We start from the raw sequence: 16512 nt of genomic DNA, 5'->3' as shown, positions 1-16512 counted from the left end.
CTATGCCTCGCCCTTTTCTATCCGTTTGTCGCCCCGAGACTATCATACGTTTGTCGAAGAGTGCGGAAACGCCTTAGACGCATATACCATACTGCAATATTCGTATTATCATACGCTTGTAGAAGGGTGTGGAATCGCCTTAAACTCATATACTATGGTGCAGTATTTGTGTGGAAAACATTTAAGGTTTTTGGCTTTAAGAACGGATGCATATGCGCAAAACTCGTAATAAAAGACATTTACAATTTGAGATGATCGAATATTGTTTGGAAATACCGATGACGGGTGGTTATATATAGAACCTCAAAATACAAATAATTATTATGCACGTAATGCGTGGTATAAAGATATATACCCTACAGTAAAAGAATATAATAAAGTTGTTCCATTGGAGTGGATACAATGAGTAAATAGTATGACTATGACAAAGACGGAAATCTCAAAAAGTATACGGCATACTATTTAGAGGCAACTTTTGATATCAGGAGGAAATTGAATTATGAGTAAAATAATAGGGTTAATTGCTTGCAGCAGCCGTAAACTAGGACAAAATAATCCTGCTGAGAAATATTGGGCTAAAGATATATACAAAGGTAATACTTTTATAAAATCAAAAGAAGAAGGATTAAAAAGATATAACTGCGAAGAATGGTATATCCTATCAGGGAAATACGGATTATTAGATAAAGACGAACGTATTTCATATTATAATTTGTATTTAGGAAAACAATCGGTAGAATATAAAAAGAAATGGGCGGAAAATGTATTGAATACATTAAAGTCAAAGTATGATTTAAAAAATGATATATTTTATATTTTTGGCGGCAAATCATACTATGAGCATTTAATACCTCATTTACATTGCATCGTTTTTGCCTATAAAAACAGTAATTGTATTGACTTAAATAAACCGACCGAATATCGAAACGGGGAGGTCTATGATAGTAAAAGCGATAGAATTAAGAGATAAAGAAAATTTACAAAAGATAAAAAAAGCACCGGGATATTATAAATGGTGGGCAAATCGAGCTGAGTTAGATGTGATTTTAAATGAATTGAACGTTAAGTTTGATGATATAAAATCCTCAATTGAAACGCAGTCGGATAAGTTTTGTATCTATATCGGTATTGCCGTAAAAGAATCTATTAGAGACCGATTGAATTGGCATATTAACGATACACATACGGAGACCCGCGTAAAATATGGAACATTATCTACCCTTAGACAAAGCATAGCCAGTATAGTTGCACATAATCAGTATGACAAGAAAACGACAGATGATTTTATTGATAAATTGGAAGTCGAATATTTTTTTTAATGAGCAGCCGATAAAATCTGCTAATGCAAAAAATGAATTGACCGGTATTGAAAAGACGTTATTACAAGAATATTTGAGAATTTTAAATATTAGAGACAACAACCATCCTTATGCGAAAGAAATAAAAAAAGAGTTAAAACGGCTGAGAAAGATAAGTAAGAATACGATAAGAGATCAAGCAAATTTTTCTGCCGGTAAAGTTTGAATAAAAATGCTATACTCGAGTTTTTTCCATTTATTGAAACCAGGAAGGAGCTCATAGAGCAGCTCTTTTGATTTTGTATTATTTCTTTTACCGATGGCGGATGACGCGTTTCTTCAAGATTGATTCAGCAGTATTTGTGCGTTTCTTCAAGATTTTAAGAGTGGGTATAAAAATACGAATTTCACTCGGCATCTCCTATTTCCAAGGATGTACTGTATATTTACAAAAGGCAGATAAGGGGGTATTGTTTATATGCAAAATGATAGGAGCTTCAGATGTTTTATGATAATAATCCGGCAAAAATAAATCGGTTCACCAAACCTCATTTTTTTCAGGGTGGAGATAAAGCCATTTTGTTGATACACGGGTATACGGGTTCTCCGCGGGAAATGCTGTGGCTCGGCACGCAGCTACATAAGGCGGGATACACCGTGTCGATCCCACGCCTGCCGGGTCATGGAACAAATAAAGAGGACTTTATCGCAAGTTCGTGGAAGGATTGGCTGCGGCGCGTGTATGATGAATACCTCGATTTATCCGAAGCATATCGGACGGTATATGTCGGCGGACTTTCGATGGGCGGCGTGTTGACTGCGCTCCTTGCGGCAAAATTTCAGCCTGAAAAAATCTTCCTCTGTGCGCCCGCATTTATGGCTGCCGATTCGCGAATCAAACTGACACCGTACTTAAAATACTTTGTACAGACCATTCCGACGGAAGGGAAAACGTTTTATAAAGAACCCGAATATTATGATTGCGTCAAGGACTATTGCAACTATGATTATGTCGGCAAGGCTGCGGACTTGTACAAACTGCAGAAGATGGCGATTCAGCAGCTTCCGAATATTCGGTCAAAAGTGATAACAGTTTTATCAAAATCGGATCAGTCGGTACCGTTTAAGGAAAAAGAACTTATCGACCGGCTGCTCAAGGCGCCGAATGAGTATGTCATCTTGGAAGAAAGCAGTCATATCGTTACCGATGATGTCGAGCGGGAATTAGTAGCACAGCGCATTATCGAGTTTTTGGATAGATAGGCTGATTCCCTAGGCTTTACCTACTAAACACATCCATTCTGCTTCCGCAGCGACGGCATCACCGTTGTAGATTTTACCTGACTGCTTAATCATCTGGGACGAAACGCGCAAGTTCTTTACCTCGATGCGTACCGTATCTCCCGGGCGTACCTGTGCGCGGAGTTTCACTTTGTCGATAGTCGCCAAAAAGAACAGCGCACCTGTTTCAAACTTGCCCATGGAGCTGAGCGCAGCGCCTCCTGCCTGTGCCATTGTTTCAACCAACACGACGCCGGGCACTACCGGATATTCGGGAAAATGTCCCTTAAAAAAGAACTCCTCCGGCTTAAAAGTGTAGCGGCTTTCGCTGCCCTCATCATCGGCGCGGATAATTTCATCGACAAATAAAAACGGTTTCCGATGAGGAAGCAAAGCTTCAATATCTTTTGTCATCGTTTTCTCCTTTAGGGTAAACGCATCAGACATTTTTATGGATATCCCGCAGAACAATCTCCATTATTCTGCGATTCTTACCCATTTGTCTGATGCGTTTACCCTTCGTCTAAATAAATAGCGCGAAATTTTATCTAAAATTTCGCGCATCTCAAAAGGAAGGCAACCGCTTGAGATATTCCTAATGCGGTTGCCCAATTTTTCCTACTTTACTTTTTTGAACACTAACACGCCGTTGTGGCCGCCGAAGCCGAGTGAGCCGGATGCGGCGCAATCGACTGTGCAGGAAACGCCTTTTTGCGGCAGGTAATTCAAATCGCACCCTGCTTCCAAATCCGGTTCCGTTAAGTTCACGGTGGGAGGACAGAAGCCCTCCTCAATTGCTTTTACACAGATAATTGCCTCCAAAGCGCCGGCAGCTCCCAAACAGTGCCCGATCATCGATTTGGTAGATGAAATTTTCAGGTTGTATGCCTGTTGTCCGAAAGCTTTTTTAATCATCGAGGTTTCAGAGGGGTCGTTGATTGGGGTGGAGGTTCCATGTGCATTATAATACTGCACGTCCTCAGGTTTTACTCCTGCGTCCTCTAAGGCCTTTGTCATAGCCAAAGCGCCGCTAACACCGGAAGGGTCGGGGCTGGTCAGGTGATATGCGTCGGAGGATCCGCCGTAGCCTGCAAGCTCCGCGTATATTTTTGCACCGCGTTTTTTTGCATGTTCGTATTCTTCAAGGATAAGAATACCTGCACCCTCTCCCATCACAAAACCGGAGCGTTTCTTATCGAAGGGACAGCAGGCTTTGTGTGGTTCATCGTTGTAATCCGATGCAAGTGTTTGCAATACGCTGAACGCATTGATGCCGAAACCGGTGATTGCAGCCTCGGTTCCTCCTGCAAGGCACATATCCATTCTACCCGAGCGGATTAAATCGAGGGCATTGCCCAAAGCGTCGGTGCTGGAAGCACAGGCGGTCGTAATTGTCCACGAAACGCCGTGTAGTCCAAAATGCATACTGACGTTGCCTGCTGCCTCGTTCGGAATGAGCAGCGGAATAGCGAGAGGCGGTATCCGCGAGTGCCCCGCTTCAAAGTATTTTTTGAACGAACTTTCATGGATTTCAAAACCGCCGATGCCGTTTCCAATCATCACACCGGTACGGTCGCCCTCTATCGTTTCTTTTGAAAGCCCCGCATCCGCTACTGCCTGTACCGCTGCCGCCACTGCAAACTGCGAAAAGCGCGCCATTTTACGGGCATCCTTTTTATCCATAAACGCGGCAGGATCAAACTCTTTACATTCAGCCGCAATTCTTACCCTATCATCTCCCGGGTCATAGTTGACGGTAATCTTCTCGATTCCGCAGCGGCCTGCTTTTATTCCTTCCCATGTTTCCGCAACCGTATTTCCCAAAGCGGAAACGGCGCCAAGACCGGTAATTACAACTCTTCTCATTCTTTTCTCCTTATGATTAGGCGCCCATACCGCCGTCTACGCCGAGTACCTGCGCGGTAATATACACAGATAAATCGGATGCTAAAAAGACAGCCGCATTTGCAACATCAAGCGGCGTTCCTCCACGCTTTAAGGGAATAGCGGTTTCTATCCAATTTTTCCGCATATCTTCCGGTAAGGACGAGGTCATATCCGTTTCGATATAGCCGGGCGCAATCGCATTGACCCGTACCCCTCTGCTGCCGATCTCCTTTGCAAGGCTTTTGGTCATACCGATTAAGCCGGCCTTACTTGCCGCATAGTTAACTTGCCCGCCTTGTCCGTGCAGACCGACGATACTGGCCATATTGATAATGGAGCCCTCCCGCTTCCGCAGCATATCGGAAGAGACAATTTGCGATGTTAAAAAAGCCCCAGTTAAATTGACGCGCAGTACAGCGTCCCAGTCATCTTGCGGCATACGGAACGACAGTCCGTCCCGCGTAATTCCGGCGTTGTTGACTAAAATATGGAATCCACCGGATTGCTTGAGCGCATCTTTTACCGTAGCGGTCAGCGCTTCGGCATTTCCGCAGTCGGCGTATATTTCGTGGAATACGCTGTTGTGCTGTGCGGCGAATGCTTCCATTTCCGACTTTCCTTGCGAGGGCTTTGTGCAGAGCCCCCATACCTCAGCTCCTTCTTCCAGAAACCTACGGACTATCTCTTTCCCGATTCCGCGTGAAGAACCGGTTACCAATGCTTTTTTTCCTTGTAATAACATATAAACCTCTTATGAACGGCTAGTGTCTATCACAGCCGATAATTGTTCAGCGGTACCGGTGGGGTGGCAGTTTCCTGTGCAGCCGCTGTCCCGCCACAGATTGCAGAGCGTCATGCCCGGCCCTATTTCCAACAGCGGACGTTCCGCCGTTCCGATTAACGATGCGATTTCCCGCTCTTCCTCAAGCCAGCGCACGGGATGCGTTAAGTGCAGCACGGCATTTTTTTTCGCTTCTTCTCCGGTTAAAAGCCGTTTTCCGGTAACGTTTGAAAAAATCGGAATAACAGGATCATTGAACGGCACATCCTGCAGCACTGCGGAAAATTCTTCGGCAGCGCCGCGCATCAGCGGCGAATGGAACGGTCCTGCAACCGCAAGCCTGATAAAGCGTTTTGCGCCCGCTTCCTTGCAGAGTTTTTCCGCGACATCAAGCCCTTCGGCTGTTCCTGACACAACGGTTTGCATCGGACTGTTCAAATTCGCCGCAAAAACAATCCCCGTCATAGGATCGGAATACGGTTTCAAAATTTCGACAATCCGCTCAGGATCAAGTTTGAGTACCGCCGCCATACCGCACCCGCTGCCGGACGCTTTACTCTGCCCATCGAGTTTTTCGCAGTATTTCTGCATGATTTTTCCGCGCAAAGTTACCAGTTTTGTCATCGTTACAAGGTCTAAGACCTTTGCGGCATACAACGCTGAAAATTCGCCTAGGCTGAACCCTGCGGCGGCGGTCGGCGTAATACCGTGTTCCTGCAAGACTGTAATAATTGCAGCCTGCATCGCGGTGATTGCAATCTGGCTCCGGTCGCTGCGTGCAAGTTCTTCCGGTTCCGTGTTCCACAAGAAAGAAGCGATATCTTCTCCCGAAGCCTTGCTCATCTCATCGATGACGGTGCGTGCCGACGGGTATTCGTTACAGATATCTTCAGCCATTCCCTTAAACTGAGAACCCTGTCCCGAAAACAAAAAAATGTATTCCATTATTTTCCTTCTATTATCGTTATAGTAATCTTAAAATCGTATTAGACATTAGAACCGGATAATAGCGCCGCCCCATGTCAGCCCCGCGCCGAAACCGGTAATCAGTATGGTCATACCTTCATGCAGTTTTCCCTGTTCTATCAGCTCGGTAAGGGTGATGGGGATGGAAGCCGCCGAGGTGTTCCCGTAGTTTTCAATATTACGGACAAATTTACCGAAGTCGATTTTAAGCCGTTTGGATGCAGCTTCCAGTATCCGCTCGTTTGCTTGATGGCATACGATTAAATCAAGATCGTCGGCTTTCAAGTGCTCCTTTGCAAGCAGCGTTTTCACCGTTTCGGTAATATGACTGACAGCAAAATCGTATACTGCCCTGCCGTTCATGTGTACACGGCGGTCGGGTGCAATGTAGAGTTTATCTGCCCCTGTCCCGTCAGTGCCGAGTATAGTAGCGCCAAGTCCCAGTCCGGAAGGCTCAAATGTGTTTTCAAGCAATGCTGCGCCTGCCCCGTCGCCGAATAAAACACAGGTGGAACGGTCAGTCCAGTCCATAATACGGCTAAGTACCTCCGCCCCGCACACAAGTGCAAACCGCCAATGGTGCCGCTCCATCATACTTGCCGCCGTGTCCAGCGCATAGATAAAGCCGGAACATCCCGCCGTTAGATCAAAGCACACCGAATGCACTGCTTGTAGTTTATTTTGAATGAGGCAGGCATTTGACGGAGACCCCGGAAAATTAGGCGTTGCAGTACCGCAAATAATAAGGTCGATTTTGTCTGCCGTTACAGGTTCGGATGTTTTACTGTTCTTTATCGCTTCCGTACATGCCTGATACGCAAGCGATGCGCTTGTTTCATCCTCTCCGGCAATCCGGCGCGATCCGATACCGGTGTGACTCCTGATCCATTCATCCGACGTGCCGAGTTCCGGCGGAAAATCGGTATTTTTCATCTCTTTTAAGGGAAGGGCTTTACCCAATCCCTGCATAACAATAGCCATATTTATCTCCAAATAATATTGCGTTAGATATTTCGGTACAGTTTATAGTAGACTAGTATATTTGTTAATTTTTCCCTGTCAACCTTTTCCTTTTGAAAATATACGACGCATCTGCGTTGTCGCTCGTTCAGCGAAGTACATCCGTGTACTTCGCTGAACACAAGTTTGACCGGTGTCAAACTTGTTTCTGCTTAATACGCGCGGCTTCCGTGCCGCTACTGAAAATCCTCAACGTATCAAAAGCGGCACGGATGCCGCTGGTTCCCAGCAGTAGCGATGTTTTTGTGCAGCAAAAACTCGCGTTCAAAAATTGACAAGGAAGTCAATTTTTGAACTTGCCACGGACGGCGGTGGTTCTATTCAGTAACGTGTTTGCAGGACAAACGCATCGGACAGGATAGATAAGAATCGCAGAATACTGAGGCTGTGAGACCATTTGAGCCGCAGTCAGAACTGCCAAGGATGGCAGAGGTGATAAACAGAAACCGGTTTTTGAAAAAACCGGCAGCCAAGGAATTGACACGGATGGCAATTCCTTGGCGTTATTCCGGTTGAACAGCCTCAGTATTCTGCGGGATACTCAAAAAAGTGTCTGATGCGTTTGTCTTGGCAGAAAATGCAAAAATATACGGTTTTTCCTGATTTACTGTATAAATATACTTGATATAATGACAAGATTATGTATAATTAAATAATATCACTCACTATAACTTAAAAGGAGAAGTAGAGTATGAAGCGTAAAATGGTATGCTTATTAACTGCTTTGGTAAGCGTCGCGCTGATTTTAGCAAGCTGCGGCGGGCAGAGCGGTGAAAAAACTTCAGCAGCCGGTAATGCCAATGCGGAATTTATTATCGGTAACGGCGCTGAACCGCAGAGCTTGGATCCTGCAAAAATTCAGGGTGTGCCCGAACACCGCATCAATATGGCGTTGTTTGAAGGCTTGGTAACGTATGATCCCAAAACCGGTAATCCGATACCGGGTGTTGCAGAATCGTGGGATATCAGTGAGGATGGCATGACCTATACCTTCCACCTACGTAATGCAGAATGGAGTGACGGTACGCCGATTACCGCACAGACCTTTGTCGATTCATGGTTGCGTACACTTGCCCCTGAAACAGGTTCACAATACGCCTTTATGATTAGTTTAATCGTAAAGGGAGCGGAAGATTACAACACCGGTAAGGCGGATGCTTCTGCTGTTGCAATTAAAGCTGTGGATGATAAGACCTTTGAAGTACAACTGACCGGTCCGGCGCCTTATGCGGCCGATGTTATTGCACACTATGCTTTCAATGCAGTGCCGATGCATACAATTGAAAAATTCGGTGCCGACTGGATTAAACCCGGCAACTTTGTTGGAAACGGTCCCTTTGTGCTTGAATCATGGGTACCTCAGGAAAAAGTTACCGTTGTGCCGAACGAGAAATATTGGAATAAGGAAAATATTCATCTTTCACGCATAACGTTCTTACCGATCGAAGACAGTAATACGTCTTTTGAAAAATATAAGGCCGGAGAGATAGATTGGGATACCGGTATTCCTGTTCCCCGTATCGATGAAGTGAAGCAGCTGCCCGACTATCAGGTAGCGCCCCAGCTTTCTACCTATTACTACATCTTTAACGTAAAACGCGGTCCGTTGCAGGATGTTCGTGTACGTAAGGCATTAACAATGGCTTTAGACCGTGAGGAATTGGTGGAAAAGGTAACAAAAGCAGGTCAGCTTGCAACTCGTTCTATCGTTCCTCCGATGGCAGGTTATACACCCGGTGAAGGCGCAGGCTACGACCCTGAGCAAGCGAAAAAGCTTCTTGCAGAGGCTGGATATCCCGACGGAAAAGGGTTCCCTGTAATGACGGTTATTTACAATACGCTGGAAGGTCATAAACTCATTGCTGAATATGTACAGGCGTCGTGGAAGCGTAACCTCGGTATCGATATTAAGATTCAGAATTATGAATGGAAAACATTCCTCGATATGCGTAATCAGCATGATTTCGATATTTCCCGTGCCGGATGGGTTGGCGACTATCAGGATCCCAACACCTTCTTGGAACTGTTTATAACCGGCAGCGGCAATAACGATGGCGAATACAGCAATCCTAAGTTCGATGAATTGATCCGTAAAGCTGCTACTATGAAAGGTGGGGCGGAACGCTTCCAAGTGTTGCACGATGCAGAAACTGTGTTCTTAACCGAAGATCAGGGAATATTGCCGATGTATTCGTATGTCAGCCAGAACCTTATCGACACGACCAAGTGGGAAGGCTGGTATACCAATCCGCAGAATATTAATCCGTATGTCGGTATTAAGAAAGTAAAATAACAAGACATTAACAGCCGTAAGGTTTGGGTGTCTACATGCTGCCGGATTATCTCGTAATTGATAGTCCGGCGGCATATCGGGAGCTTCTAGAAATAAAAATTTTTAGGGCTGCCTTACAGCTCTGCAGGTTATCTGCCGGCAGAGCTTCTTTATATATTTTAGTGGAGTATTGATATTATTCGTAAGGATACCGGTTTGTTATAATGAACGGAGAATCGGTGTTTCTTTTTTAATCCTGTCAATGCTTCCGTAAACACGCACGAATAGCAGGAAACAACTAACATTGTTTTTAACGGTTTCCTGAATCCTAAAAGTATTTGGGGGAAGCATGATTCGATTTATCATACGCCGGTTAATCAGCTTGATTCCGACGCTTTTTTTAATTGTAACATTCAGCTTTTTTATCATGAAAGTTGCGCCCGGGGGACCTTTTTCCGCTGAACGGAATCCGCCGCCTGAGGTGCTTGCAAACATCAATAAGGTCTATCATTTGGATGAACCGATTCCGAAGCAGTATGTGCGGTATTTGGGGAATATGCTGCGGGGAGATCTCGGTCCGTCGTTCAGATATAAAGATTATACCGTCAATGACTTAATCGGCAATACAATGCCGAATTCGCTTATTCTCGGTATTACGGCTCTTTGCAGCGCGCTCTTTTTCGGCTTGCTGGTGGGACTTATTTCTGCGGTAAAGCGGAATTCGATTGCCGACTATGCGGCGATGTCCGTAGCGGTTATCGGTATTTCGGTGCCGCTGTTTGTTGTCGGTCCGCTTTTGATGCTTCTTTTTGCGGTAAAATTAAAATGGTTACCGACCTCCGGCTGGATTACCGGTCGTCAAGGGCTTAAAACGCTGATTATGCCGGCGCTTGCGCTGTCGTTACCGTATTTTGCGTACATTGCCCGCCTTTCCCGCGCCAGTGTGTTGGAGGTGCTGCGCTCGGATTATATCCGTACGGCGTATGCAAAGGGGCTTTCGTATCCTGTCGTACTCTTTAAGCACGCCTTAAAGGGTGCAATGCTGCCGGTTATCAGTTATCTTGGGCCTGCCTTTGCCGGTATTATCACCGGCTCCGTTGTTATCGAAAGAATATTTTTAGTTCCCGGCCTCGGTACCTTTTTTGTACAGTCCGCCCTCAACCGCGACTATACGCTGATTATGGGAACGGTAATTATGTATTCCGTTATTTTGATTTTAATGAATTTTGTTGTTGATATTCTCTATGCGGTTATCGATCCCCGCATTTCATATAAGTGAGGCTAAGATGGACGTTAAACAAACGGACGGCACAAACCAAACTCAGGAAGCTACACCGGTTAAAACGAAGGGTGGACTTCCGGTTAATGAATTCAACCAATCGATGAAGCCGATATCCCTCTGGGATGACGCATGGCGACGCCTGAAAAAAAATAAGATGGCGCTTACCGGATTGTTTATTGTCGGTTTTTACGCAGTGCTTTCGCTTTTAGCGCCGCTTCTGCCGATCTATTCTTATTCCGAGCAGACGATTATCCACCAAAACTTGCCTCCTTCTCTTAGTAAGGCCGGGGATATGATGGTGCGCGTTCTCCGTGCGGATATGATGCGTACGGCAAAAAAAGAAGGGCGCGCTGACCTTTCCGAAAAACAAAAGGAAGAGTTGGCTGCTTTACAGCGGGAAGTAACGAACAATCCGGTGCATAACCGCCGCTATCTTTTAGGTACGGATGCGCTCGGGCGGGATATGTTTGCCCGTGTTGTATACGGCGGACGCATTTCCATTATGATCGGCTTAATCGGTACGATTACCTCGCTTTTTATCGGGGTACTGGTCGGCGCGGTCAGCGGTTATTTCGGCGGCTGGCTCGATAACGTATTGATGCGCTTTGTCGATATTATGTACGGTTTGCCGTATATGCTTGTCGTTATCATTATGATGGCGATCTTGGGGCAGAATATCGTCATCCTGTTTGTCGCGATTGCGCTTGTTTCGTGGCTGACTATCGCGCGCGTTGTACGCGGGCAGGTTATCAGCTTAAAGAATGCCGAATTCGTCGAAGCCGCCCGTTCGATGGGGGCTTCTACGCCGCGAATTATTTTTAAACATATTTTACCGAACACGCTCGGTATCATCATCATTTACTCAACACTTTCCATTCCGGGCTTTATTATGAACGAGAGTTTTCTGTCGTTCTTAGGACTCGGTGTTTCGGCACCCCGTGCTTCATGGGGCTCGCTTGTGTCCGATGGTGTAAACGTAATGACGCTCTATCCGTGGCAGCTGTTGGTTCCGGCAATCGCAATGACGGTTTTCTTATTTGCAATGAACTTTCTCGGCGACGGCCTCCGCGATGCCTTCGATCCTCAGAGTAAAAATAGGGTGTAACGATGAATAATCAAAAATCAGACGAGAAGATCTTACAGGTTAAAAATTTACAAACGTGGTTCTGGACTGATGCCGGTATCGTAAAGGCTGTCGACGGTGTTTCTTTCGATTTGCATAAACGCGAAATGCTGGCGATTGTCGGCGAGTCCGGTTCGGGAAAGAGTGTAACCAACTTAGCGATTATGAACCTGATTCCTAATCCTCCGGGGAAAATTATCGGCGGAGAGGTGTGGTTCGGCGGCAAAGACGTGCTCAAGATGGATAAGCAAGAGATTAGGCAGTTGCGGGGAAATAAAATCTCGATGATTTTCCAAGACCCGATGACGAGTCTTAATCCCTTTTTAAAAATCTCTACGCAGATGATCGAAACGATTCGGCTGCATCAGGGCTTATCGAAGAAAGATGCGCGCGACCGGGCAATCGAAATGCTCAAGCTTGTCGGCATTCCGGCGGCGGAAAAACGGGTGGACTGCTATCCGCACCAGTTCTCAGGCGGTATGCGTCAGCGCGTTATGATTGCAATGGGATTAAGCTGCGACCCCGAAGTGCTGATTGCCGACGAGCCGACCAGCGCGTTGGACGTTACCATTCAGGCACAGATTTTGGACTTAATCGGGGACTTGAGCGCCCGGCTCGGTACTGCCGTTATCTTGATTACACACTCGCTCGGATTGGTGGCCGGTATGTGCGATCGCGTATGTGTTATGTATGCGGGACGCATTGTAGAGCAGGGCGGGGTGGATGAATTGTTTGCAAATCCTGCGCATCCCTATACGCGCGGCTTGATTAAGTCGGTACCGCGTATGGACAAAAAAAATGCCGGACGGCTCTTTTCCATCAGCGGACAACCGCCGAACGTCATCGACTTGCCGCCGTGCTGTCCGTTCTATCCGCGCTGCAGTGAAGCGATGCCGCAGTGTAAGACGGAGTACCCCGCTTCATACAGTCTTTCGCCCAGTCACCGCACGAGCTGCTGGCTCTATCAGTCGGAAAACGCTGCCAAGGAATCGGCCGCCGTATCCCAAGGTTCGACACAAGGCGGAGAGGCTGTTTCGGTTGCTTCCGTATCGAACAATGCGGCAGCTGAAGTTGCGGGAAATAACGAATAGGAGGCGCTTATCATGGAAGAAAAATATAACGAATCGGAAGCATTATTGACCGTCAAGGATTTAAAGATGCATTTTCCGTTTGCGGAAGGCGGCCTCTTCTCACGTAAGAAAGGTGCTATCCGCGCGGTGGACGGCATCAGTTTTTCGGTCAAAAAGGGTGAAACGCTCGGCCTTGTCGGGGAGTCCGGTTGCGGAAAATCAACCGCAGCCCGCGCCATTGCACAGCTGTATACACCGACATCGGGTTCCGTTCTGTTTAAGGGGATGGAGCTTGCCGGTTGTTCGCACCATACGCTGATGCAGGCGCGCAAGGATATGCAGATGGTATTCCAAGACCCGTATGCATCGCTGAACCCGCGTATGACGGCAGGAAATATTATCGCAGAACCGATGCGGATTTTAACGAAGCGCGGCATCCTTTCGTATACAAAAAAAGAAATTGACGATCGTGTCGAAGTGTTAATGGAAAAGGTCGGACTTTCTCGCTTTTTCCGCAACCGGTACCCGCATGAGTTTTCAGGCGGGCAGCGGCAGCGTATCGGTATTGCCCGTGCGCTTGCGCTTCAGCCGGAGTTAATCCTTGCGGATGAGCCGGTCAGTGCGCTCGACGTATCCATCCAAGCGCAGATTCTTAACCTCTTTAAGGATTTGCAGGATGAATTCGGGCTTACCTATGTGTTTATCGCGCACGACCTTGCCGTTATTCAGTATATTTCCACGCGGGTTGCGGTTATGTACCTCGGCGTTATCGTAGAAATTGCCGATGCCGAAGAGCTTTACTCAAAGCCGCTGCACCCGTACACGGAAGCGCTCCTGTCTGCAGCGCCTATCCCCGATCCCGAAATTGAGCGTAAGCGCAAGCGCATTATCCTGTCGGGTGACGTACCGTCTCCTGCGGAAAAGCGTACAGGTTGCTATTTTTACGATCGCTGCCCCAAGCGTATGGAGCACTGCAAAAACACTATCCCGCAGCTGAAAGACAAAGGAAACGGCCACCAAGTTGCGTGTTTCCTTTGCGAATAAGCTTTCTACCCTACAAAAAGCCGCCGCCGCTTTCGGCAAGCAGCTGAAAATTGCAATGTTGTAAGTAAAAAAACATTACCAATTACAAATTAAATCGACCGTCCTCAAGTTGGAGAAGATTCCGGCATGGGGGCGTTTTTTTTGTGTGTTCGTAATTAAAATGGAAATTTTTTCTTGAGATTCTTAGCTATTTTTGTATCTGTGCTTCTGCATGAAACCACCGCCATCCATATTGCGGTACTGAAACGAGTTAGTGTTAAAACCATCACTTCTTAGCTTTTATTTTCAGAACTATGTCTTGAAACAAAGGCGGGTTCTTAGGGCAGAGCCCTAAGCCGTTATTTTTCTTTTTAGGGGTCGTAGGGGATATTTTTCTTTTTGTCGGAAAAAAAGAAAAATATCTCCTACTATCTTTCTTCCATCGGCGCTTTGATGGGAGTGTATACGTAAAAGCCTTTTTTTGACCGCAGTCCGAAAAGTTCGTGCAGCACTTGCAGATCGGCGGTTTTATAGAATCGGGCATTTTCGGCAAGCAGCGTCTTTAAGATTTCGTCGGTTACAGGCGGTTCTTTGTATAAAACCTTGAGCGAATACGTTTCCTTTATGCCTGTCTTTGTCGCGGCATAATTGACGGCATCGATAAAACCGCCAAGCTCATCGGCAAGCTGCAGCTCCTTCGCCTGCGTACCGGAATAAATTTTCCCTTGAGCTAATTCTTCGACCGTCGCACGCGGGAGATTTCTGCCCTGCGCGACCTTATCTAAAAAGATTGAGTATGTGTGCATCACTTCCAATTCGGCTTGCGTTTTTTCTTCGTCGGTCGGATTGCGGAAAATGGAATAGGGCATACGACCGGAAGCACTCACCCCATCTACATGAATTCCGAAGTATTCTTGTACCGCTTTTTGGATAGATGGTGAAACGGCAAAGACACCGATTGAACCGGTAATGGTATAGGGTGAGCAAAAAATATAGTCGGCGGAAGAAGCAATCCAATATGCTCCTGAGGCTGCTATATCGCCCATCGACACGACAACAGGCTTGCCGATTTTTTTTGAGAGCCATTCCACGCTTCTCCGTATATCTTCAGAGGCATTTACCTCTCCGCCGCCCGAATCAATCCGCAATACTACTGCTTTAATTGAATCGTCATCGGCTGCTTCATCGAATAAATCGATGAGGGTAGGACTATCCGCATTATCGGCAGTATTGCCGGTAGTTCCCGTAATCGATCCGGTTAAATAGATGACACCGATTTGATTATCCGTTTCTTTCTTTTTAAAAGACTTATTATAGCTATTGTAATCGATATAATCCCGTGAAGAAAGATTATATGTTTCCTCATCCAATACGCCGAGTTCAACACCGCATTCTTCATACGTACCGATATCGGTTATCAGGTTTGCATCCGCTGCCGCTTGCGCGCTGTCTCCGTTTACCTTTCTTAGTGCGTCGTTATAGTTTACCGTATATGTTTCAAAAAGGCTTGCATCAGCGGCTCTATTTGCGGCTATGTCTTGTAGGTATGTGTGCCATAAGTCTTTCAATACGGATAGATGATTGTTACGCACTCCGGTAGACATTTCGGTACGCGAATATGTTTCAGCCATCGATTTAAAAGCTCCGGCATGAGCAACATTCCATCGAACGCCGAGCTTATGTTCCATTTCACCGTAAAAAAGCGATTCGGTATAAAAGCCCGATAGGTCCACCTCGCCCATCGGATCAAGGTAGATATGGTCGGCAAAAGAGGCAATGTAATAGCGCCCTAATCCGTAGCTTGTTGAAAATGCGTAGAGCGGTTTATTGGAATCTTTATATTCGATTAATGCGGTTTTTAATTCTGTAAAATGACCTGTGGAAATACCGTAGAGTCCGGTAAGGTCGAGCAAAACTGCCGTGATACGCCGGTCATGTGCGGCATGGCGTAAGGCGTCGGTAATATCCGATAAAAGAATTGCATCGGAGGCTGTATCCGGCAGTAGATAATTCCGCCAGATAAATTCATCGGGCTTTTCGGTCAGGCGTCCTGCAGGATTAATCAATAAAACGGAATCTGCATAAACCGTTACACGGGTGTTTTTCGGTTTGCCTGTACTGTCATTATATTTATACAACGCTGCAACAAATAAAAAGAGCAGAACAAAAAAAATGATATTGAGAATAATTAAACGAATAAGATTTAAACCGCGAAAGAGCGAATAAAAGAAGCCGTGTTTTTTATCTTTCATAGTGAACTCCTCTCTGATGCAACGCTTTCGTAAAAGTTTTTAAAGCTATTTTGTTAAAGCTATTATCGAATGAAAAGCTTCTGCTGTGTGGCTTTGATTGAGAGGTATTGGTGAGCGGTTATTCGGCGGTATCTATTGTATACGTTCCGTATCTGATAGAAGGACTGCCCTGGGGGGGACTTGAACCCCCATGCCCGTGAAAGCACTAGTACCTGAAACTAGCGTGTCTACCAATTCCACCACCGGGGCAAAAAGCG

15 protein-coding genes and 1 tRNA gene are annotated in these 16512 nt (G+C 46.1%); 9 read left to right on the top strand and 7 right to left on the bottom strand.

The genetic code is table 11. From position 1 onward, the window contains the following. The first annotated feature begins 499 nt into the window (after nucleotides 1–499). The 4 genes from GWP40_RS11750 to GWP40_RS11740 all read left to right on the top strand — a co-directional run bounded on the left by GWP40_RS11750 (nucleotide 500) and on the right by GWP40_RS11740 (nucleotide 2561). The gene (locus GWP40_RS11750) at nucleotides 500–970 is read left to right on the top strand and encodes a DUF6884 domain-containing protein (RefSeq protein ID WP_212565462.1); all 471 of its coding nucleotides are present in this window, start codon (nucleotides 500–502) and stop codon (nucleotides 968–970) included. Next, a complete protein-coding gene (locus GWP40_RS11745) occupies nucleotides 939–1319 on the top strand; it encodes a GIY-YIG nuclease family protein (protein ID WP_230974458.1) in 381 nt (126 codons plus the stop codon). Before GWP40_RS11750 ends, GWP40_RS11745 begins: the two co-directional genes overlap by 32 nt. Next, on the top strand, nucleotides 1261–1524 hold the full coding sequence (locus tag GWP40_RS13480) for a GIY-YIG nuclease family protein (RefSeq protein WP_330997230.1): 264 nt from the start codon (nucleotides 1261–1263) through the stop codon (nucleotides 1522–1524). The genes GWP40_RS11745 and GWP40_RS13480 overlap by 59 nt, the downstream gene beginning before the upstream one ends. 275 nt (nucleotides 1525–1799) lie before the next feature. Continuing rightward, complete coding sequence (locus tag GWP40_RS11740; RefSeq protein ID WP_212565461.1) at nucleotides 1800–2561, top strand: alpha/beta hydrolase; 762 nt, start codon at nucleotides 1800–1802, stop codon at nucleotides 2559–2561. A gap of 9 nt (nucleotides 2562–2570) precedes the next feature. Here GWP40_RS11740 and fabZ read toward each other — a convergent pair whose 3' ends face one another. The 5 genes from fabZ to GWP40_RS11715 all read right to left on the bottom strand — a co-directional run bounded on the left by fabZ (nucleotide 2571) and on the right by GWP40_RS11715 (nucleotide 7194). After that, nucleotides 2571–2993, bottom strand: coding sequence for a 3-hydroxyacyl-ACP dehydratase FabZ (gene fabZ, locus GWP40_RS11735; protein ID WP_016522437.1), 423 nt, complete (start codon nucleotides 2991–2993; stop codon nucleotides 2571–2573). 204 nt (nucleotides 2994–3197) lie between these two features. Beyond that, a complete protein-coding gene (gene fabF, locus GWP40_RS11730) occupies nucleotides 3198–4445 on the bottom strand; it encodes a beta-ketoacyl-ACP synthase II (RefSeq protein ID WP_212565460.1) in 1248 nt (415 codons plus the stop codon). A gap of 16 nt (nucleotides 4446–4461) precedes the next feature. Beyond that, on the bottom strand, nucleotides 4462–5208 hold the full coding sequence (fabG, locus tag GWP40_RS11725; RefSeq protein ID WP_212565459.1) for a 3-oxoacyl-ACP reductase FabG: 747 nt from the start codon (nucleotides 5206–5208) through the stop codon (nucleotides 4462–4464). Nucleotides 5209–5217: 9 nt separating this feature from the next. Beyond that, entirely contained in the window at nucleotides 5218–6192 is a 975-nt protein-coding gene (locus tag GWP40_RS11720; RefSeq protein ID WP_212565458.1) for an ACP S-malonyltransferase, read from the bottom strand. Between the two features lie 48 nt (nucleotides 6193–6240). Then, nucleotides 6241–7194: a beta-ketoacyl-ACP synthase III gene (locus GWP40_RS11715; protein ID WP_212565457.1), complete on the bottom strand. Its 954-nt coding sequence runs from the start codon at nucleotides 7192–7194 to the stop codon at nucleotides 6241–6243. Nucleotides 7195–7924: 730 nt separating this feature from the next. Between GWP40_RS11715 and GWP40_RS11710 the strand changes: the two genes are divergently transcribed. The 5 genes from GWP40_RS11710 (at nucleotide 7925) to GWP40_RS11690 (ending at nucleotide 14024) form a co-directional block, all read left to right on the top strand. Further along, the gene (locus tag GWP40_RS11710) at nucleotides 7925–9526 is read left to right on the top strand and encodes a peptide ABC transporter substrate-binding protein (RefSeq protein WP_212565456.1); all 1602 of its coding nucleotides are present in this window, start codon (nucleotides 7925–7927) and stop codon (nucleotides 9524–9526) included. A gap of 328 nt (nucleotides 9527–9854) precedes the next feature. Further along, nucleotides 9855–10784 (top strand): oligopeptide ABC transporter permease OppB, encoded by a 930-nt coding sequence (oppB, locus tag GWP40_RS11705; protein ID WP_212565455.1) that lies wholly within the window; start codon nucleotides 9855–9857, stop codon nucleotides 10782–10784. 7 nt (nucleotides 10785–10791) lie between these two features. Next, complete coding sequence (locus GWP40_RS11700) at nucleotides 10792–11892, top strand: ABC transporter permease (protein ID WP_212565454.1); 1101 nt, start codon at nucleotides 10792–10794, stop codon at nucleotides 11890–11892. 2 nt (nucleotides 11893–11894) lie between these two features. Further along, nucleotides 11895–13001, top strand: a complete 1107-nt coding sequence (locus tag GWP40_RS11695; protein ID WP_212565453.1) for an ABC transporter ATP-binding protein — start codon at nucleotides 11895–11897, stop codon at nucleotides 12999–13001. A 12-nt stretch (nucleotides 13002–13013) separates the two neighbouring features. Then, nucleotides 13014–14024 (top strand): ABC transporter ATP-binding protein, encoded by a 1011-nt coding sequence (locus GWP40_RS11690; RefSeq protein WP_212565452.1) that lies wholly within the window; start codon nucleotides 13014–13016, stop codon nucleotides 14022–14024. Between the two features lie 407 nt (nucleotides 14025–14431). On the opposite strand, the gene sppA is transcribed toward GWP40_RS11690, so the two are convergent. Next, the gene (gene sppA / locus GWP40_RS11685; RefSeq protein WP_212565451.1) at nucleotides 14432–16255 is read right to left on the bottom strand and encodes a signal peptide peptidase SppA; all 1824 of its coding nucleotides are present in this window, start codon (nucleotides 16253–16255) and stop codon (nucleotides 14432–14434) included. A gap of 165 nt (nucleotides 16256–16420) precedes the next feature. Continuing rightward, nucleotides 16421–16504, bottom strand: a tRNA-Leu gene (locus tag GWP40_RS11680). Nucleotides 16505–16512 lie beyond the last annotated feature (8 nt).

This window comes from Treponema vincentii (assembly GCF_018336815.1).
In the GTDB taxonomy this organism is placed as follows: Bacteria; Spirochaetota; Spirochaetia; order Treponematales; family Treponemataceae; genus Treponema.
The sequence above is the reverse complement of the archived record's forward strand: the minus strand, read 5'-3'. Positions and strand labels throughout refer to the sequence as shown.